Source organism: Shinella sp. SUS2, from assembly GCF_001262505.1.
Taxonomy (GTDB): domain Bacteria; phylum Pseudomonadota; class Alphaproteobacteria; order Rhizobiales; family Rhizobiaceae; genus Shinella.
The window spans coordinates 264,173-282,127 of the sequence record NZ_KQ410731.1; the positions used below are offsets into that span (position 1 = coordinate 264,173).

A 17,955-nucleotide genomic window follows, 5' to 3' on the forward strand; every position below is an offset into this window, starting at 1 on the left:
GCCCCTCCCAATGTCCTGACGTGCAGGACATTGGGAGGGGCCGTGGTGCTTAACGCCGGATCAGGCTGCTCAACGGCTTCTTGAGAAGCTGTTCGCGAATGGAACCCTCTCGCCGCGGCTCCTGCTGCTCGCCGAAGGCCGGTGCAGGACGCGTTACCGGCTGGCGGTAGGGGTCGGCAGCGGCGCGCTGCGGTTCGGAGGTCAGCTCCCGGCGGATCGCCTCGAAACGTTCCTGGGGCGATGGGTCGTAGACACTCTGGGCGCCCGGCAGCATATCGGGTCGGTACGGCTCTGGTTGGGTCGCGGCGGCTGCTTGTAGCGTCTCGACGTAGCCTTCCTCGTCCTCGTAGGGTGCATCCTCGTAGCCGGTCGGGAGTGGCATGGTCTGGCCCTGGGCGGCAAGGTAAGAATTCTGGAAGCCGGAAATATCAGGTCCGGTGATGGCGCGCATGCGGGCGACGATGGAGCGCAGGTCCACACTTTGCGGCGTCTCCTCGTTGATCTTGACGCCGGTGCCGTTCGCCTTTGGCAGACCGCTGGCCTCGACACGAGAAAACCGCATGCGCATCGGTACGGCCACGGCCTCGCCGAAGGCGATCGCTTCGCCGTTGCCGATCGAGGAGATGAAGCTGGTCGTCGAGGACGAGGAGTTGGGGATCGCCGAGCGGATGATCTCCTGGTCGTGCTCGTTGGCAAGGCGCATGGCGAAGATCGTCGAGCACTGCGAGAGGATCGTCGGGTCGAGTTCGCCGGGGCGCTGGGTGATGATGCCGAGCGAGACGCCGTATTTGCGGCCCTCCTTGGCGATGCGGGCGATGGCCTGGCGCGTCGGCATGAAGCCGAGCTTCATGTCGGCCGGCACGTAGCGGTGTGCCTCTTCGCAGACCACGAGCATGTGTACGCCGCCATTGCTCCACAGGCCGATTTCGAAGGCCATGCGGCAAAGCACGGACGCGACCGAATTGACGACCTCCGAGGGGATTCCGGCAAGCTGGAAGGTGGTGACCGGCTTGCCGTCGCCGGGAATGCGGAAAATGCGGGCGATCGTGTCGAGGATCGTGTCGGTGATCGTGTTCGAGGAGAACATAAAATGGTAGCGCGGGTCATTGATCGCCGACATGATCTTGACCTTGAGCGAGCGCAGATGCGGCTTTTCCGCCCTGCCTTCGAGGCGTCCGATGCGTTCGTCGATGAGCGCCAGCAGATCGGCTATGCGGAAGGGCACCGGCGTATCCGAGGTCACCGAACTCTTTTCGCTGGTACGGCGCATCAGGCCGTTGTCGCTTGTTCCGCGGAAGGCGCGCTTGGCCTCCGGGATCAGGTCGCGCAGGATATCCATCTCCTCGTGCACCGGCGGGCGGCCGCGGAAGACCACTTCGGCGAATTCCTCGAGCTTGAACAGCCAGAACGGCAGGTCCAGCGTTTCGGTGTCGATGACGACGGCGAGGTCGCCGAAGGCCGAGGCGAACTCGTTGTGCGGGTCGAGGATAAGCACGCGCAGGCGCGGGTCGGCCTGGATCGCCTTGTGCAGCAGCAATGTGACCGCGGTGGATTTGCCGACGCCCGTCGTGCCGACGACGGCAAAGTGCTTTTCCAGCATGGAGGGTACGTGGATCGTTGCGTCGAGCGTCTCGTCCTGCGTCAGCTTCCCGATGGCGCAGACATTGTTCTTGCCGGTATCGTAGACCTTGGCGAGATCCGAGGCGCGGATGCGGTGAGCGACGGCGCCGAGATGCGGGTAGTCGGTGATGCCGGCGGAAAACGCTTCGCGGCCGTCGGCTCCGACATGGACCTCGCCCAGCAGTTCCACCTCGATGCGGAAGACGGTGTCGTGATTCTCCACCCAGCTCTTCTGGTCGGTGGACATGGAATAGACGAGGGCGACGACGCGGTTGCGGCCGACGGAAATGGAAATGAGGCGGCCGACCGCCCACAGTTCCGTGAGCGCTGTCTCTCCACTTTTCGCAACGGCGCTGATGGTGGCGTGCGATCCGTTGCAGGCGACGACGCGGCCCAGCAGGCGGTTGCCCGTCGATACGCCATCCCGGCGATCCTGCTCTCCAGCCACGATGGAGCTTTGGAAATCATTGTTCAGCAATCACGGCACTCCTTGCCATCAATGGAGAAGCCTAGCGCCTGCCGCTTAATAAGACGTTTCGTCCCGGGGCGTCCCCGGCGGGCCTTTTCCCAAAGGGGGCGCAATTCGTGCCGTTTCGAAACAGGCGGAAAGGCGTTGACGCGCGCGGCCTTTGCCGTTAACACTTCGGCCCATGAAAAAACTGACGGCTATCATTCTTGTGGTGGGAAGGCGCATGGGCAGGGTGGTGTAACCACCCGGCGAAAGCACCCATGCGCGGTAAGCAGGCTCCTCCAAGGGGCCTTTTTTTATGCCCAGAAGTTCGATATTCACACCTGAAATACCAAAGAGACGGACGGAAATCCGATGAGCGGAACAGAAAATCAGATGACGGGCGCCGAAATTGTCTTGCAGGCCCTGAAGGACAACGGCGTAGAACATATCTTCGGCTATCCGGGCGGTGCCGTCCTGCCGATCTATGACGAGATCTTCCAGCAGGAGGACATCGAGCATATCCTCGTGCGCCACGAACAGGGCGCAGGCCATATGGCCGAAGGCTATGCCCGCTCCACCGGCAAGGTCGGCGTCATGCTCGTCACCTCGGGGCCGGGCGCGACCAATGCGGTCACGCCGCTGCAGGACGCCCTGATGGATTCCATCCCGCTCGTCTGCCTCACCGGTCAGGTTCCGACCACGCTCATCGGGTCGGACGCCTTCCAGGAATGCGACACGGTCGGCATCACACGCCCCTGCACCAAGCACAACTGGCTGGTCAAGGACGTCAACGAGCTCGCCGGCGTCATCCACGAGGCCTTCCGCATCGCGCAGTCCGGCCGCCCGGGTCCCGTCGTCGTCGACATCCCGAAGGACGTCCAGTTCGCGACCGGCACCTATACGCCGCCGTCCGCCGCGCCGATCCAGAAGAGCTACCAGCCGAAGCTGCAGGGTGATGCGAACCAGATCGCGGCCGCCGTCAGCCTGATGCGCTCGGCCCGCCGGCCGGTCATCTATTCCGGCGGCGGCGTCGTGAATTCGGGGCCGGAAGCCTCGCGCCTCCTGCGCGAACTGGTCGAGATCACCGGCTTCCCGATCACCTCCACGCTGATGGGCCTCGGCGCCTATCCCGCTTCCGGCAAGAACTGGCTGGGCATGCTCGGCATGCACGGTTCCTATGAGGCGAACATGGCGATGCATGATTGCGACGTCATGGTCTGCATCGGCGCGCGCTTCGACGACCGCATCACCGGCCGCCTGAATGCTTTCTCGCCGAATTCGAAGAAGATCCACATCGACATCGATCCGTCCTCGATCAACAAGAACGTCCGCGCCGATGTTCCGATCCTCGGCGATGTAGGTGCTATCCTGGAGGACATGGTCCGCCAGTGGCGTGCTGCCGCCAAGGACTACGACAAGACGGTCCAGAACGACTGGTGGACGTCGATCGCCAAGTGGCGGGCGCGCAACTCGTTCGCCTACAAGGCAAGCGACGACGTGATCATGCCGCAATATGCCATCCAGCGTCTCTACGAGCTGACCAAGGACCGCGACACCTACATCACGACGGAAGTCGGCCAGCACCAGATGTGGGCGGCGCAGTTCTATGGCTTCGAGCATCCGAACCGCTGGATGACTTCGGGCGGCCTCGGCACGATGGGCTACGGCTTCCCGGCGGCGATCGGCGTGCAGGTCGCGCATCGCGACAGCCTGGTCATCGACATCGCGGGCGACGCCTCGATCCAGATGTGCATCCAGGAAATGAGCTGCGCGGTCCAGTATAACCTGCCGGTCAAGATCTTCATCCTGAACAACCAGTATATGGGCATGGTCCGCCAGTGGCAGCAGCTCCTGCACGGCAACCGCCTGTCGAACTCTTACACGGAGGCGATGCCTGATTTCGTCAAGCTCGCGGAAGCCTATGGCGGCGTCGGCATCGCCTGCGACAAGCCCGGCGATCTCGACGGCGCGATCCAGGAAATGATCGACGTCAAGCGTCCGGTCATCTTCGACTGCCGCGTGGCGAACCTTGCCAACTGCTTCCCGATGATCCCGTCGGGCAAGGCGCACAACGAAATGCTGCTGCCGGACGAGGCCACGGACGAAGCGGTCGCCAATGCGATCGACGCCAAGGGTCGCCAGCTCGTTTGATGTAGAGGTAGAGACAATTATGAACGCACACCTTCAGCCCACCGGCTCTGCCTATTTCATCGCCAAGGAAACGCAGGTCGCCGAGAGCCACACGCTCTCCGTGCTCGTCGACAACGAGCCGGGCGTTCTTGCCCGCGTCATCGGCCTGTTCTCCGGCCGCGGCTACAATATCGAGAGCCTCACCGTCTCGGAGACCGAACACGAGGCGCATCTGTCGCGCATTACCATCGTGACGCGTGGCACGCCCGGTGTTCTCGAACAGATCAAGTCGCAGCTCGAGCGCATCGTGCCGGTGCACCGGGTTGTCGATCTCACCGTTCGTGCCAAGGTGATGGGCCAGGAGCGGCCGATCGAGCGCGAGGTCGCGCTGGTCAAGGTCACGGGGTCCGGCGAAATGCGCGCGGAAACCCTGCGCCTTGCCGATGCTTTCCATGCCAAGGTCGTCGACGCCACCACCGACCACTTCATCTTCGAGATCACGGGCAAGTCGTCCAAGGTCGACCAGTTTGTGGCCGTCATGAAGCCGCTCGGCCTCAGTGAAGTGTGTCGCACGGGCATTGCCGCGATGAACCGCGGCCCGCAGGGCATGTGAGCCGATAACGGGCTGCCCGCCTTCGCTTTGGAGGCGGGAAAAAACATCACAGGGGCCTTCCGCCACAGCGCGAAGCCCCCTTTTTCGTTCCTAGATCATCTCCAGTGGCCGCTTGCGTGTGGGCGGCGGGAAGGCTTCGTCAAGGAGGCGCAGATCCTCCGAGGTCAGGCGGATTTCGGCGGCGCGGACGTTTTCACGCACCCGGTCCGGCGAACCGGATTTCGGGATGGCGATGACGCCGGGGCGGGTCAAAAGGAAAGCAAGGGCGATCTGCGCGGAGCTCGCCTTGTGGATGCGGCCGATCTCGTTCAGCACCGGGTGGCCGACGAGGCGGCCCTCGTCGAGCGGCGAATAGGCCATGATCGGCACGCCTTGCACCTGGCTCCAGCGTAACAGATCATATTCGATGCCGCGGCGGGCGAGGTTGTAGAGCACCTGATTGGCCAGCGGGCGCGCCGGCTCCGCCACGTCGAGCAGTTCGACCATGTCGTCCTGGTCGAAGTTGGAGACGCCCCAGGCGCCGATCTTGCCTTGCGCCTTCAGTGTCTCGAAGGCATCGACCGTCTCGGCGAGCGGATGGCTGCCGCGCCAGTGCAGGAGGTAGAGGTCTATATGATCGGTGCCGAGGCGCTTCAGGCTCGCTTCGCAGGCGGCGATCGTGCCGCTGCGGCTCGCGTTGTAGGGCAGCACCTTGCTGACGAGGTACACCGCGTCGCGCTGTCCTCTGATCGCCTCGCCGACCACGGTTTCGGCACCGCCATCGGCATACATTTCCGCCGTATCGATGAGCGTCATGCCGAGATCGATGCCGGTGCGCAGACTGTTCGCCTCTTCGGCCATCGAGGCATCGCCTTCGCCCATGTGCCAGGTTCCGAGCCCGAGGGCCGGCACCTGCCGACCGCCAGGGAAAGTGACTGCCGGTAGTTCCGCTTTCATGTTGCGCTCCGCTTGCAAGGGCCATGCATCAGCCATTCAAATTGCATGCATGACAAGAATTGGCTGGTCGTTGCAAGGAGATGGACTATCAATCGGAAAAAACAACCGGGATATTCAGGACCTCCCATGCAGATCGAGATTTTTCTGGCGCTTCTGGTCTTTGCCTTTACCACCTCCATCACCCCCGGCCCGAACAACATGATGCTGTTTGCCTCGGGCGTGAATTTCGGCTTCGTGCGCACGATCCCGCATATGTGCGGCATCGGCGTCGGTTTCCTCGTGCTGCTGCTCGCCGTCGGCTTCGGGCTCGGCGCGCTCCTGGAGGCGGTGCCGATGGTCTACACGGTGCTGAAAGTCGCCGGCGGCGCCTATCTCATCTGGATCGCCTGGAAGATCGGCACGTCGCGCTCGCTGGGCGAGGGCAAGACGGGCGCGCGGCCGATGAGCTTCCTCGAAGCCGCGGTGTTTCAGTGGGTCAACCCGAAGGCCTGGGTCATGGCCGTTTCCGCCATGGCGACCTACACGAATTCGGCCAACTACACGATGAGCGTGCTGATCGTGGGCGTCGCCTTCGCCATCGTCAATTTCCCCAGCGTCTCCACATGGGCGGGCTTCGGCTCGGCGCTGCGCCAATGGCTGTCAGACCCGGTACGATTGAAGTGGTTCAACATATCGATGGCGCTGCTGCTTGTCGCAAGCCTCTGGCCGATGCTGCGCTAGCGGCGTACAACGGAAGCCGGACGGGAGGGATTGCCATGCACGACCACGATCATGACGACCATCATCACGACAACCACTTCTCGCCGATGGAAGCGCGCGTGCGTGCGCTCGAAACCATCCTGACGGAAAAGGGCCTGATCGATCCGAAGGCCATCGACGTCATCGTGGAGACCTACGAGACGAAGATCGGTCCGCGCAACGGCGCGCGCGTCGTTGCCAAGGCCTGGGCAGAGCCGGACTTCGCCGCCTGGCTGAAGCGGGATGCGACGGCGGCGATCGCCAGCCTCGGTTATACCGGCCGGCAGGGCGAGCATATGCGGGCGGTGTTCAACGATGGCGAGACGCACAATCTCGTCGTCTGCACGCTCTGCTCCTGTTATCCCTGGTCCGTGCTCGGCCTGCCGCCGGTCTGGTACAAGGCGCCGGCCTACCGGGCGCGTGCCGTCATGGACCCGCGCGGTGTGCTGGAGGAGTTCGGCGTCACGCTGCCTGAGGACCGGAAGGTCCGCGTGTGGGATTCGACGGCGGAGCTGCGCTATCTCGTCGTGCCTGCGCGGCCGGCGGGCAGCGAGGGGCTCGACCAGGAAGCACTAGCCGACCTCGTGACGCGCGATGCGATGATCGGCACGGGGCTGGCCCTGTCCCCGGAGGGGCGGACATGAACGGGCCACACGATCTCGGCGGCCTGCACGGTTTCGGTCCCGTTGCGCCGGAGGTGAATGAGCCATACTTTCACGCAGAATGGGAAAAGCGGGCACTCGGCGTAACGCTGTCCTGCGGCGCCTTCGGTGCCTGGACCATCGACGAGAGCCGCCATGCGCGGGAAAACATCCCGCCGGCCACCTATCTTGCCGCGAGCTACTACGAGATCTGGATCCGGGCGCTGGAAACGTTGCTGCAGCGCCACGGCTTCGTCAGCGGGGCGGAGCTTGCCCAAGGGCGGATGCTGGAAAAGGGCACGCCGCCCAAGCGCGTGCTGACAGCGGAGATGGTTCCGGCCGTTCTCGCCCGGGGCGGGCCGTGCGATCGTCCACTCGACACGGCGCCGCGGTTTGCCGCCGGCGCGCATGTGCGCACTCGAAATTTCAATCCGGCGACGCATACGCGCCTGCCGCGCTATGCCCGCGGCAAGATCGGCGTGGTCGAGACCGTGCAGGGCGCTTTCGTCTTTCCGGATGACAGCGCGCATGGCAAGGGCGAGAACCCGCAATGGATCTATACCGTCGTCTTCGACGGCGCCGAGATCTGGGGCGAGGGGGCCGCACCCGGTCTCACCGTCTCGATCGACGCCTGGGAGAGCTATCTTGAGCCGGTGTGAAACGCCCGCCGATTCGCCCGGCCTGCCGAAATCCCTCGAGGGCGATCCGGTCTTTGCCGAGCCCTGGCAGGCACAGGCCTTCGCCATGACGGTGCGTCTCCACGAACGAGGCGTCTTCACGTGGGGCGAATGGGCCGAAGCCCTGTCGCGTGAGGTTCACCGGTCCGGACGGGCGGTCGATGGCGCGGACTATTTCGATTGCTGGGTCGCCGCGCTTTCCACGCTGCTGGCCGCCCGGGGCGTTGCCAGCGAGGTGGAGCAGGCCGCGTTGTCCGACCGCTGGGCCCGCGCCGCCGAAGCGACGCCGCACGGCAGCCCCATCCTCCTCGAAAATGCGCCTGGCGACTAGCCGGGCCCGCAGGACGTTTTTCCGAGGCGCAAACCCCTATTGACCTCAACCGTGGTTGAGCTTCCATAAGGCGCTCCATTCACTCAATGGAGACCCTGATGACGGACCAGCTGCTCTTTCGAAATGTGATGAGGATCAAGACCGGGCGCTTGCAACCCTTCTGCGCGGCCGTGCGTGCCGCGGTCGATTTCGTGGAGAAGAACGCGCCACAGCTGATGGTGCGGGCGTTCATCGACGAGGCGGAGATGCGGGCGGTCAGCTACCAGCTCTATCGCAATTCGGCGGATGTCCTGCATCACTGGGAAATGTCGGATGCGCATATCCAGCGCGTTTCCGAGCACTGCACCGTGGAGCGGCTGGAAGTCTACGGCAATCCGAGCGATGAGGTGGTGCGGGGCCTTTCGCTGTTCCTGGAGGACGGGCGCGGTGTGATCATGCCGTCTCTCACCGGATTTTCGCGCTTTTGAAAGCTCTCACGCCCGATCGGCGACGAAGCGGGCGAGCCAGGGGCCGAACAGGGTCACCAGGATGAGCCGGGCTGTCTGCAGCGCCATGACGAAGGCGACGTCGACATTGCTGGAGGCGGCGATGACGGCGATGGAATCAAGTCCGCCGGGGCTGGTCGAGAGATAGGCCGTCAGCGGGTCGATGCCGAGCACGAGGACCAGCAGGCCGGCAAGCAGGCCGGAAAAACTGATCAGCGCGACGATGGAGAGCACGGTGGGCAGAAGCGCCCGGCGCGCATGCAGGAGAATGGCGCGGGTGAAGCCGAGGCCGATGTTCCAGCCGAGCAGTGTGAAGGCGATGACGAGCAGCCATTGCGGCAGTTCGATCTTGACGGTGCCCGATGCATTGAGCACGGCGGCAAGCGCGAAGGGCACCAGGAAGGCGCCGGCCGGGATGCGCAGCTTCTGGCCGGCGAGGCCGCAGACGATGCCGATTGCCAGCATGGAGACGAGTGGCGGCAGCGGAACCGGCTCGAACCAGGCATGCGGCGGTATTGCCACCCCGTCGTGCCCGCCGAAATGGGCGACGAGCGTAGCAAGGCTGGCGACGAAGACGACGCGCAGATATTGCATGAAGGCGACAAGCCGGGCATCGGCGCCGTAGGCTTCCGCCATCATCATCATGGTCGAGGCGGCGCCGGCCGAAGACCCCCAGATCGCCGTCGTGCCGGGCAGGATGCCGGTGCGGGTGATCAGCCAGCCGCACAACGTGCTGACACTGATGACGGAGGCCACGACGAACAGCATGAGCGGCCAGTTCCGCTGGAAGGTGCCGAGGAAATCCTCGGAGACGGTGGTGGCGATCATCAGCGCCAGAACGACCTGGACGACGAAGAAGAAGATGCGCGGGAGGCGGATCGTTCCCCCGCCCAGCGCCACGGCGATGCCGGCCAGCATCGGCCCGATCAGGAGGGCGGCCGGAAAGCCGCCGAGTTCCAGCGGCACCGTTGTCACAACCGAGAGGGCGCCGACCGCGAGCCATTGCAGGGCGGCGGGCAGTTTGCCGAACCCCATGGGCGGGACGGTGCTCTTTGCGGGAGGAGAGGCGCGGGACAAGCATTGCTCCGGAAAATTGGGCTCTCAATAGCGCGGCAGGGCGCCTGCGAACAGGGGGAAATCGCTGAAGGGGCGTTTCCTGCCGCCGTATCGTGAAACAGCCATGTCCCCCTTGCTTCGCAGCGCCGAATCCTGCCAAGTCCGGACATGGAATTTGCACCCCAACAGGATGAAGCGCTGAAGGCCGTCGCGCGATGGCTGAAGGACGGGCGCGAACCGTTGTTCCGCCTGTTCGGCTATGCCGGCACAGGCAAGACGACGCTGGCGCGCCACTTTGCGGAAAATGTCGACGGCGAGGTGCTGTTCGCCGCCTTCACCGGAAAGGCGGCCCAGGTGCTGCGCTCCAAGGGCGCGAGCAATGCCAAGACGATCCATTCGCTGATCTACCGTCCGCGCGGCGAGGAAGAGGTATCGGACGAAGAGACGGGCAAGACCTCGATCGCGCCGATGTTCTCCATCAACCGTCAGAGCCCGGTGGCCAAGGCCGCCCTTGTGGTTGTCGATGAATGCTCGATGGTAGACGAGGCGCTCGGCAAGGACCTGATGAGTTTCGGCACGCCGATCCTCGTGCTCGGTGATCCCGGCCAGCTGCCGCCTGTGTCCGGCGGCGGCTACTTCACCAACCAGGAGCCGGACTACCTTTTGACGGATATCCACCGGCAAGCGCGCGACAATCCGATCATCCAGCTCGCCATGCAGGTGCGCGAGGGCCGGGAGATCGACTTTGGCGACTATGGTGCTGCGCGCGTCATCGGCCGCAACGAGGTGGACCAATCGCTCGTGCTCGATGCCGATCAGGTGCTCGTCGGCACGAACCGCACGCGGCGGCGCTACAATCAGCGCCTGCGTGAACTGAAGGGGTTCACCACCGACTATCCGCAATCGGGCGACAAGCTGGTCTGCCTGCGCAATGACCCGGCCAAGGGCCTGCTCAACGGCTCGCTCTGGCAGGTGATGAGTTCGTCCAAGGAGACGGTGAAGCCCGGCATCAACCTGATGATCCGGCCGGAAGACGACGACATGGATCGCGGCGCGGCCAAGATCAAACTTTTGAAGGCTGCCTTCGAGAATCTCGACGAGGAGATTCCGTGGTCGACCCGCAAGCGCTATGACGAATTCGATTTCGGTTATGCGCTGACCGTGCACAAGGCGCAGGGCTCGCAGTGGAACAATGTCGTGCTGTTCGATGAAAGTTACGCTTTCCGCGACACGCGCGAACGCTGGCTCTACACTGCCATTACGCGCGCCGCGGAAACGCTTACCATCGTGCGATAGATAGGACCCGCACGGCGGACCGCTCTTCAGGAAGCGGATGGAAGGGGCCGGTCATTATGTCCGGCCCGTCTCATCGATCTCAGTGACCGACGATGCCGAGCATGACCGCCTTGGCGACGGCCTGGAAACGGTTGTTGCTGTCGAACTTCGTGATGATGTTCTTTTCCATCACCTGCACTTCGCCGGGCTCGATTTCGAGAGCGCGGGCGATGCGGCTCGTCGGATAACCTTCCGCCATCAGGGCGAGGCAGCGATGCTCGGCGGGTGTCAGATGGGCGCTGGGCGTGTTGTCGTTCGTCTCCGGCTCGTGGGAGGAGCTGAAGTCGAGCAGTTCGTTGATCTGCTGCATCTGCCGGCGGATCGTCGATTGCTGCGCCACCAGCTCGCGCTTGCGCGCGGTCATGGCGTTGCGGAAGATGCCATCGGCTTCTTCCTGGTTTTCGGCAGCGGAAAGGCGCTCCAGCAGCTCCTGGATCACTGCGACGGGCATACCCGTCTCGCGGCAGGTGTTGACCACCGCCATCTGCTGGATTTCATCCGGGCCGTAGACCCGCATGGGGCCGACGCGGGCCGCGGTCAAAAGGCCCTTCTCCTCGTAGAAATGCAACGTGCGGTGGGTCACGCCGAAGGCGTTGGCCATGTCCGCTATCGCAAGGCGCCCGTCGGGCAGGTTCTCCGGCAAGGGCGCGACCGGCAGAAAACGGATGGATCTGCGCGCGCCCTGCCGGCTGTCGGCTTTCTTAGACTCGTTGGTCATCATGAAAGCAGCTCGCAAACAAGTAGATTGGTCATGTGCTTAACCCCCGGTCGCCGGCCCGTGACCAGCTTCACTGTGAAGGCTGGGTGACAAGCCGGCGGACTATGCCCTTCATCGTTTCGCCGACTGTGCATGCCGATGAAACTGTATACGATCGTGCAAGGATTCTGAATCCCATATGCGACTCAATTGTGCAGGATTCTGAATCCGAGCGGCACACATTACCAATCCGCCCTGCATCGTAAAATAAACCCCCGGGGGGCATGTGCCTATCGTTATATCTAGGGATGTATTTTCTGGTGACGCCTCTCGGTTGGGTGCGGCAGATTCAACGCGTCAAGGTGGTGAAGGGGCTTTGCGTCGGCGACACGCCGGCAAGCGCCGCAGGCAGCAGATTGCAGGCGGCGGGCTCATCGGCAACGGGTGTTCCGCGCGGCGGGTCCTGTTCCACCTTCGCGAGACATTCCATGAGGTTGCTGGCCACGCCGATGCGCATGGCGTGGCGATAGAGCGGTCCGGCGGCCGTAAGGGTGCGGGCGGTGAAAGTGACCGCTTCATAGGCGATGCCGCCCTCGCTGCGCAGCTGTTCGCGCGAGAAGTGGCGTGTGAAGACCGTGGTGCCTGACGGTTCGTGGATCAACCGGGCATAGATGCCTTGGCCGTTCGGCCGGTTCTCGATGCGGATGGCATAGGACAGCGCGTGCGGTTCTTCCTCCTTGTGCGAACCGACGAGATGCACGGTTCTGTGGTAGCCGGCCGCTCCGGCAATGGCGCGGGCCAGCGCATTGCACTCGCCGCCCGATGGCCAGCATTGCAGGATGTCGAGGCTCGGCAGCGCCTGGACGCGTCCTGCAAGCTTGTTCTGCACCGACAGCATAAGCTGCGCCTTGGCGATCGCCACACTGGACGTGTCCGGATAGATCGATGGCGCCAGGAAAAAGAGCGGTAGCAGCGAGAGCAGGGCGAGCGGCGAGGAGATCGGCGCGGGAAGCCAGGAACGACGGGTGTCCGGCGTGTGCCGGGGTGTCCGCGTGACGGAGGGCAGCAGGTTCCGGGCTTCGTCCGCGGCCTCCGGCTTGTCGACGGCGGCGCTGTATTCCGGGACGTAGCTGCCGAGGGGAACGCGGATGCGCAGGCGGTCTCCAGCGCCCTCCGTTTCGTAATACTGCTCCAGCAGTTTTCGCAGCTTGCCGGCCTGGACGCGTACGAGCGGATCGTTGCCGGCGTCGAAACCCGGCGGCCGTCCAAAAACGTCGATGCCGATGCTGTAGCCCTTCAGCTGGGCTGCTTTGCCGGAGAGTTCGTTCTCGACGATATAGGAAAGAAACGAGCGCAGCCGCTCGGACCGGGAGAATGCTTCGCTCGCGATGATGGCATCCAGCGCGCGCCGCACACGCTCGCACGCCGGCCTGTCGGTCCTGCTCATGGTGTCGCCACAGAGGAGACCATCGCTGCTGCCCGATTTCCTTTCCGTTCCCCAAGACGGGACGCCGCACACGGCATCCCCCAAAAATCACGGGGATTCTAGCGGTGATTCTTGCGCAACGGCAAGGGGGGCATGCACAGGCCCCCGCCACAAAGCCGCAAGGCTGCGGTGCGCCGGGCCTTCGAGGCGATTGCCCTTGTGGAAACAACAGGCTAGACCTTGTGCCCAGCAAGAGGAGTTTGTGTCGCCATGCCTGCGAAACTGTCGGTCAATCTCAACGCCATTGCCATGCTGCGCAACCGTCGGGACCTACCCTGGCCGAGCGTCACCGGCCTTGGCCGGATCGCCCTTCAGGCAGGCGCAAGCGGCCTCACCGTGCACCCCCGGCCAGACCAGCGCCATATCCGCTTTTCCGATCTGGCGCCGATCCGAAGCCTCATCGACACCGAGTTTTCCGGTGCCGAGTTCAACATCGAGGGGTTTCCGGAAGAGAGTTTCATGCAGCTCGTCGAGGAGCACCGCCCCGAGCAGGTGACGCTCGTGCCGGATGATCCCTCCCAGGCGACCTCCGATCATGGCTGGGATTTCCGCAAGAATCATAATCTTCTGGGCAACATCGTCGGCCGGCTGAAGAAGCTCGGCCTGCGTGTCTCCGTCTTTGCCGACGGCGATCCGGACCGCGAGGCGCTGACCATCGCGAAGGAGGTCGGTGCGGATCGGATCGAGCTCTATACCGGCCCCTATGGCGGCTGCTACGACAACCCGGCCGAGGCAGTGCGGATTGCCGAACTGCTCGGAGAGACGGCGGATATCGCCTTCGAGCTCGGCCTCGACGTCAATGCCGGCCATGACCTGACCGTTGCCAACCTGCCGGCGCTCGTTGCGCGCATCCCGCGCCTTGCCGAAGTGTCGATCGGCCACGGCCTGACCGCGGATGCGCTGGAATACGGCATGGCGGAAACCGTCCGGCGCTTCTGCCGCGCCTGCGGCCAGGACGTCTGACAATCCGTGCGGCGCCCGTTCGAGCGCCGCACATATAGCCGCATCAACCGAGAAATGCAGCCTTGCTCGCGGCGACGAAGTCCTCGAAGGACGTCAGTGTGCGGCCGGAAAGCGCTTGTGCGTCTTCCGTCACCATGGCGATCTTGCCTTCACGCGTGTTGGCGTCGAAGGAGACGATGGTCGGCACGAAGCCTTCCGGCAGGCCGGCTGCCTTCAGACCCTCGGCGAGCTGGGCATCCGTGACGTGCACGACGGCAAGCGGCTTGCCCGTCGCCGCGGAAACGAGAGAGGCGATCTCCTCGGCCGTGTGCGTCTTCGTGCCGGTCAGGGTATAGGTGCGGCTCTCGCTGCCGGCCTTCAGCACGGCGCCGGCAAGGGCGGCGGCAGTATCGGCGCGGGTGATGTGGGCGATCCTGCCTGCGCCGGTCGAGGTGTACCAGGCGCCTGTCTGCAGCGCATGCGGCAGCGACATGAAGAGGTTTTCCGCATACCAGCCGTCGCGCAGGATCGTGTAGGGGATGCCGGTCGCCTTGATGGCCTCCTCGCTGCCGAGATGGTCGGGGGCGAAGGTGACGAGCGAATCGTCCGGCTGCGGCATCGACGTATAGAGGATGTGCTTCGCGCCGGCTTTCGCTGCGGCGGCGACAGCCGCCTTGTGCTGGGCGAGGCGCTTGCCGGGCGTGTCGAGCGCGTCGGTGGAGATGATGAGCACCTTGCCGGCGCCGGCGAAGGCCGCGTCGAGCGAGGCGGGATCGTCGAAATCGGCGGCGCGCACGGTGATGCCCTTGTCGGCATAGGAGGCGAGCTTCGCAACGTCGCGGGTCGTGGCGATGATGTTGGCGGGCGCAAGCTTGCCGGAGGCGAGAAGCGTGTCGATGACGAGGCGGCCGAGCTGGCCGGAAGCGCCGGTAACGAGAACTGTGTCGGTCATGTCTTTGCCTTTCTGGGGCCTTGCGGCCGGTCCTGCAGGCGTGGCGGGGAGACGCCCGGGACCTGCTGCGTGTTGCTCTCTTATTGAGACTTGCTCTTATCTGGTAATCTGTTAGGAGCTGTAAAGAAGGCAGTTTTTTATGCGGTGGTTACCTGAAGGGAACCGGCTATGAACAAGATCGTTGATCGCGCAGAGGGCGAGCGCGTGTTTCTGGTCGATGGTGTTGCAATGTCGATGGACGATTGTCCGGTACGCGACGTGCTGGACAGTGTCGGGGGCAAGTGGACGTCGCTGATGGTTCTCGGCCTTGCCGACGGGCCGCGCCGCTTTTCGCAGCTGCGCCGCCTCATTCCCGATATTTCGCAGCGCATGCTGACCCAGACGCTGCGCGATCTGCAGCGCGACGGTTATCTCACCCGCACCGTCTATCCCACCCAGCCGCCGAGCGTCGAATATTGCCTGACGCCGCTCGGCCATTCCTTCCTTGCGCTTCTGCGCTCCCTCGTGCAGTGGTCTACCGAGAACCACGCCGCGATCCGGACCGCCCGACAGGCCTACGACGCGGCTCAGGACTGACGCTTCGGCCGCTGCGCCGGACGCTGCATGCGGGAAAAGGGCCATGAAGCCACTCGATATCGGTATCGCCGGCGCCGGGCCCGCGGGGCTTGCGGCGGCGCTGTTTCTGGCGCGGGCGGGCCACCGGGTGGAACTGATCGAGCGCTTCGAGCAGCCGTCGCCCGTCGGTTCCGGCCTCCTGATGCAGCCGACCGGGCTCACCGTGCTCGATGCGCTCGGCCTTTCCCCGACCATTCATGCGCTGGGCAACCGCATCGACCGGCTGCACGGTGCCGATGCGCGGAGCGGCCGCACGGTGCTCGATGTGCGCTATGATGCGCTGGCCGGCGGCCGCTATGGCCTTGCGGTGCATCGGGCGGCACTCTTTACGACGCTGCATGATGCGGTGACAGCAGCAGGCCTGCCGGTCCGCACCGGCATCGCGCTTGCCAAGGCCGAGACGCGGCAGGCCCGTACCGCCCTGCACGACCCCGAGGGCGAGATCGTCGGCGACTATGACCTGGTGATCGACGCGACGGGCGCCCGTTCGCAGCTTGCCGCCGCGTCCGTCGTGGCGCCCGATGTGCGCGAACTGCCCTGGGGTGCCTTCTGGGCGACGCTCGATTGTGACGGCATACCGCATGATGCTCGGGCTCTCGCGCAGCGCTATGACGCGGCCAGGGTGATGATCGGCGTGCTGCCGGTCGGGCGGGGGCACCCGGGCGAGGGGCGCAAGGTCGCCTTCTTCTGGAGCCTGAAGGTGGCCGATGCGGACGCGGTGCAGCAGGCCGGTCTTGCCCGCTGGAAGGCGCGCATCCTCGATTACTGGCCGCAGACCGCACCTTTCCTCGACCAGATCAAGGACTGGGACCAGCTGACGCTCGCCCGCTATGCCCACCGCACCACGCTGCCGCCCGTGGCCGACGGCATCGCCTTCATCGGCGACAGCGCCCATTCGACCAGCCCGCAGCTCGGGCAGGGGGCGAACATGGCGCTGCTCGATGCGGCGGCGCTGGCGCATGCCCTGTCTACGGCCGCCTCCGTGGAGGAGGGGCTGGCGGCCTACGCGGCTGCCCGGCGCAACCATGTGCGGCTGTTCCAGCTGCTCTCCTACGTGTTCACGCCCTTCTATCAGTCGGATTCCCGGGCGATCGCCTGGCTGCGCGACCGGCTGGTGGCGACGGTCGCGAAAATACCGCCGGCACCGCAGCTCCTTGCGGCCATCGTTTCCGGCACGCTCGCCGACCCCTTCACACTGGCCGGGCTTCAGGAATGCCGCTGGCTGGAGCGCGCGTTGCAGGAGGCGTGACCGGCTCCTGTCAGCCGGCAAGGTCGAGCGCCCAGGTCTGCCCCATGAGATCCTGGCCAAAGCTGTGGTGCGGCTCCTCGTTCTCCAGCGTGAAACCGGCCGTCTGATAGATGCGGCGGGCGGCGGTCAGAATGTCGTTCGTCCAGAGCTCCAGCCGCCTGTAGCCGGCGCCCTGCGCAAAACGGATGCAATCCGTCACCAGTCGTGTGCCAAGCCCGTGGCCGCGCGCCGCCCCGTCGACATGCAGCAGGCGCAGCTTGGCCGTCGTTTCGCTCGCCTTCACCAGGAAGACGCTGCCGACGAGGGCGCCATCCCGCTCGGCGATCCAGCAATGTTCAAAGGCCGGGTCGAAATCGCGCAGGAACTTCGCGCAGATCTCGGCGACCAGCGCCTCGTACTCCTCGTTCCAGCCATAGGTCTCGGCATAGCTCTGCGCCTGGCTGGCAATCACCCTGCCCATATCGCCGGCCCGGTGGGGGCGGATTTCGATCGGGGCTGGAGGGTTTTTCCCGGCGAGCAGGGTCGTGACGTCACGGAGCGCCGTCGTCAACCGGCGCCGTGCGGTGGCGTCAAGCGGCGAGATCAGGGTTGCGATGCTCGCCCGCGACCGCGTGGCGAGGTCGGCTGCCACTGTCCGGCCGCTCTCTGTCAGGCTCAGCAGCCGTCCGCGGCCATCGGTAGGGTCCTTGCGGATGTCGATGACACCGGTGCCGGCGAAGCTCTTCAACATGCGGCTGACATAGGCGGGGTCGAGCGACAGCTCCGTCGTCAGCTGCGAGGCGGAGGTAGCGCCGCCATTGGCGAGCTCGTAGATGACGCGCGCTTCGGTCAGCGTATAGGGCGTGTCGAGATAGGCGCGGTCGAGCACGCCGATACGGTTCGTATAGAAGCGGTTGAAAGCGCGGACCGCTTCGATCGTGTCCGCACTGGCTTCCTCATGGGTAACAGCCGTCATGATGATCTCCTTCGATCACCATCGTTGCTATTTATTTGACTTAGCG

Annotated in this window: 18 protein-coding genes; 11 read left to right on the forward strand and 7 right to left on the reverse strand. The window is 64.6% G+C overall.

Going from position 1 to position 17,955, the window contains the following annotated elements; translation table 11 throughout:
- Positions 1 to 49: 49 nt before the first annotated feature.
- Complete coding sequence (locus AKG11_RS16065) at positions 50 to 2,098, reverse strand: ATP-binding protein (RefSeq protein ID WP_050744585.1); 2,049 nt, start codon at positions 2,096 to 2,098, stop codon at positions 50 to 52.
- A gap of 345 nt (positions 2,099 to 2,443) precedes the next feature.
- On the opposite strand from AKG11_RS16065, the gene AKG11_RS16070 reads away from it, so the two are divergent.
- Positions 2,444 to 4,222, forward strand: a complete 1,779-nt coding sequence (locus AKG11_RS16070; RefSeq protein WP_050744586.1) for an acetolactate synthase 3 large subunit — start codon at positions 2,444 to 2,446, stop codon at positions 4,220 to 4,222.
- A gap of 19 nt (positions 4,223 to 4,241) precedes the next feature.
- Positions 4,242 to 4,814 carry an acetolactate synthase small subunit gene (gene ilvN, locus AKG11_RS16075; RefSeq protein ID WP_023515971.1) on the forward strand — a complete coding sequence of 191 codons (573 nt, stop codon included), beginning with the start codon at positions 4,242 to 4,244 and terminating at the stop codon, positions 4,812 to 4,814.
- Positions 4,815 to 4,904: 90 nt separating this feature from the next.
- Here ilvN and AKG11_RS16080 read toward each other — a convergent pair whose 3' ends face one another.
- Positions 4,905 to 5,750 carry an aldo/keto reductase gene (locus tag AKG11_RS16080; RefSeq protein WP_050744587.1) on the reverse strand — a complete coding sequence of 282 codons (846 nt, stop codon included), beginning with the start codon at positions 5,748 to 5,750 and terminating at the stop codon, positions 4,905 to 4,907.
- Between the two features lie 126 nt (positions 5,751 to 5,876).
- Here AKG11_RS16080 and AKG11_RS16085 point away from each other — a divergent pair, with 126 nt between their 5' ends.
- The 5 genes from AKG11_RS16085 (at position 5,877) to AKG11_RS16105 (ending at position 8,604) form a co-directional block, all read left to right on the forward strand.
- Positions 5,877 to 6,470, forward strand: coding sequence for a LysE family translocator (locus tag AKG11_RS16085; RefSeq protein ID WP_023513697.1), 594 nt, complete (start codon positions 5,877 to 5,879; stop codon positions 6,468 to 6,470).
- Between the two features lie 35 nt (positions 6,471 to 6,505).
- On the forward strand, positions 6,506 to 7,132 hold the full coding sequence (gene nthA, locus AKG11_RS16090; RefSeq protein WP_050744588.1) for a nitrile hydratase subunit alpha: 627 nt from the start codon (positions 6,506 to 6,508) through the stop codon (positions 7,130 to 7,132).
- On the forward strand, positions 7,129 to 7,788 hold the full coding sequence (gene nthB / locus AKG11_RS16095; protein WP_050744589.1) for a nitrile hydratase subunit beta: 660 nt from the start codon (positions 7,129 to 7,131) through the stop codon (positions 7,786 to 7,788). The genes nthA and nthB overlap by 4 nt, the downstream gene beginning before the upstream one ends.
- A complete protein-coding gene (locus tag AKG11_RS16100; protein WP_023513700.1) occupies positions 7,775 to 8,137 on the forward strand; it encodes a nitrile hydratase accessory protein in 363 nt (120 codons plus the stop codon). Before nthB ends, AKG11_RS16100 begins: the two co-directional genes overlap by 14 nt.
- A 98-nt stretch (positions 8,138 to 8,235) precedes the next feature.
- Positions 8,236 to 8,604, forward strand: a complete 369-nt coding sequence (locus tag AKG11_RS16105) for a hypothetical protein (RefSeq protein ID WP_050744590.1) — start codon at positions 8,236 to 8,238, stop codon at positions 8,602 to 8,604.
- A gap of 6 nt (positions 8,605 to 8,610) precedes the next feature.
- On the opposite strand, the gene AKG11_RS16110 is transcribed toward AKG11_RS16105, so the two are convergent.
- A complete protein-coding gene (locus AKG11_RS16110; RefSeq protein WP_050744591.1) occupies positions 8,611 to 9,657 on the reverse strand; it encodes an AbrB family transcriptional regulator in 1,047 nt (348 codons plus the stop codon).
- Between the two features lie 189 nt (positions 9,658 to 9,846).
- On the opposite strand from AKG11_RS16110, the gene AKG11_RS16115 reads away from it, so the two are divergent.
- On the forward strand, positions 9,847 to 10,974 hold the full coding sequence (locus AKG11_RS16115) for an ATP-dependent DNA helicase (protein ID WP_023513703.1): 1,128 nt from the start codon (positions 9,847 to 9,849) through the stop codon (positions 10,972 to 10,974).
- A gap of 79 nt (positions 10,975 to 11,053) precedes the next feature.
- On the opposite strand, the gene AKG11_RS16120 is transcribed toward AKG11_RS16115, so the two are convergent.
- Together AKG11_RS16120 and AKG11_RS16125 are read right to left on the reverse strand one after the other, a co-directional pair.
- On the reverse strand, positions 11,054 to 11,731 hold the full coding sequence (locus AKG11_RS16120; RefSeq protein WP_050744608.1) for a MerR family transcriptional regulator: 678 nt from the start codon (positions 11,729 to 11,731) through the stop codon (positions 11,054 to 11,056).
- 328 nt (positions 11,732 to 12,059) lie between these two features.
- Positions 12,060 to 13,157: a hypothetical protein gene (locus tag AKG11_RS16125; RefSeq protein WP_156334105.1), complete on the reverse strand. Its 1,098-nt coding sequence runs from the start codon at positions 13,155 to 13,157 to the stop codon at positions 12,060 to 12,062.
- Between the two features lie 249 nt (positions 13,158 to 13,406).
- On the opposite strand from AKG11_RS16125, the gene AKG11_RS16130 reads away from it, so the two are divergent.
- Positions 13,407 to 14,159 carry a pyridoxine 5'-phosphate synthase gene (locus AKG11_RS16130; protein WP_023513502.1) on the forward strand — a complete coding sequence of 251 codons (753 nt, stop codon included), beginning with the start codon at positions 13,407 to 13,409 and terminating at the stop codon, positions 14,157 to 14,159.
- A 43-nt stretch (positions 14,160 to 14,202) separates the two neighbouring features.
- Here AKG11_RS16130 and AKG11_RS16135 read toward each other — a convergent pair whose 3' ends face one another.
- A complete protein-coding gene (locus AKG11_RS16135; RefSeq protein WP_050744593.1) occupies positions 14,203 to 15,090 on the reverse strand; it encodes an NmrA family NAD(P)-binding protein in 888 nt (295 codons plus the stop codon).
- 168 nt (positions 15,091 to 15,258) lie between these two features.
- On the opposite strand from AKG11_RS16135, the gene AKG11_RS16140 reads away from it, so the two are divergent.
- Complete coding sequence (locus AKG11_RS16140; RefSeq protein ID WP_050744594.1) at positions 15,259 to 15,666, forward strand: winged helix-turn-helix transcriptional regulator; 408 nt, start codon at positions 15,259 to 15,261, stop codon at positions 15,664 to 15,666.
- Positions 15,667 to 15,709: 43 nt separating this feature from the next.
- Entirely contained in the window at positions 15,710 to 16,954 is a 1,245-nt protein-coding gene (locus AKG11_RS16145; protein WP_050744595.1) for an FAD-dependent oxidoreductase, read from the forward strand.
- A gap of 10 nt (positions 16,955 to 16,964) precedes the next feature.
- On the opposite strand, the gene AKG11_RS16150 is transcribed toward AKG11_RS16145, so the two are convergent.
- Positions 16,965 to 17,909, reverse strand: a complete 945-nt coding sequence (locus AKG11_RS16150; protein WP_050744596.1) for a bifunctional helix-turn-helix transcriptional regulator/GNAT family N-acetyltransferase — start codon at positions 17,907 to 17,909, stop codon at positions 16,965 to 16,967.
- Positions 17,910 to 17,955 lie beyond the last annotated feature (46 nt).

Bases quoted from the DNA above. Each gene is read 5' to 3' on its own strand.
- AKG11_RS16085 (WP_023513697.1), top strand. From the start codon at position 5,877: ATGCAGATCGAGATTTTTCTGGCGCTTCTGGTCTTTGCCTTTACCACC.
- AKG11_RS16140 (WP_050744594.1), top strand. From the start codon at position 15,259: ATGAACAAGATCGTTGATCGCGCAGAGGGCGAGCGCGTGTTTCTGGTC.
- AKG11_RS16120 (WP_050744608.1), bottom strand. From the start codon at position 11,731: ATGACCAACGAGTCTAAGAAAGCCGACAGCCGGCAGGGCGCGCGCAGA.
- AKG11_RS16070 (WP_050744586.1), top strand. From the start codon at position 2,444: ATGAGCGGAACAGAAAATCAGATGACGGGCGCCGAAATTGTCTTGCAG.
- AKG11_RS16125 (WP_156334105.1), bottom strand. From the start codon at position 13,157: ATGAGCAGGACCGACAGGCCGGCGTGCGAGCGTGTGCGGCGCGCGCTG.
- AKG11_RS16080 (WP_050744587.1), bottom strand. From the start codon at position 5,750: ATGAAAGCGGAACTACCGGCAGTCACTTTCCCTGGCGGTCGGCAGGTG.
- AKG11_RS16145 (WP_050744595.1), top strand. From the start codon at position 15,710: ATGAAGCCACTCGATATCGGTATCGCCGGCGCCGGGCCCGCGGGGCTT.
- AKG11_RS16105 (WP_050744590.1), top strand. From the start codon at position 8,236: ATGACGGACCAGCTGCTCTTTCGAAATGTGATGAGGATCAAGACCGGG.
- AKG11_RS16150 (WP_050744596.1), bottom strand. From the start codon at position 17,909: ATGACGGCTGTTACCCATGAGGAAGCCAGTGCGGACACGATCGAAGCG.
- ilvN (WP_023515971.1), top strand. From the start codon at position 4,242: ATGAACGCACACCTTCAGCCCACCGGCTCTGCCTATTTCATCGCCAAG.
- AKG11_RS16135 (WP_050744593.1), bottom strand. From the start codon at position 15,090: ATGACCGACACAGTTCTCGTTACCGGCGCTTCCGGCCAGCTCGGCCGC.
- AKG11_RS16110 (WP_050744591.1), bottom strand. From the start codon at position 9,657: ATGGGGTTCGGCAAACTGCCCGCCGCCCTGCAATGGCTCGCGGTCGGC.
- AKG11_RS16115 (WP_023513703.1), top strand. From the start codon at position 9,847: ATGGAATTTGCACCCCAACAGGATGAAGCGCTGAAGGCCGTCGCGCGA.
- nthB (WP_050744589.1), top strand. From the start codon at position 7,129: ATGAACGGGCCACACGATCTCGGCGGCCTGCACGGTTTCGGTCCCGTT.
- nthA (WP_050744588.1), top strand. From the start codon at position 6,506: ATGCACGACCACGATCATGACGACCATCATCACGACAACCACTTCTCG.
- AKG11_RS16130 (WP_023513502.1), top strand. From the start codon at position 13,407: ATGCCTGCGAAACTGTCGGTCAATCTCAACGCCATTGCCATGCTGCGC.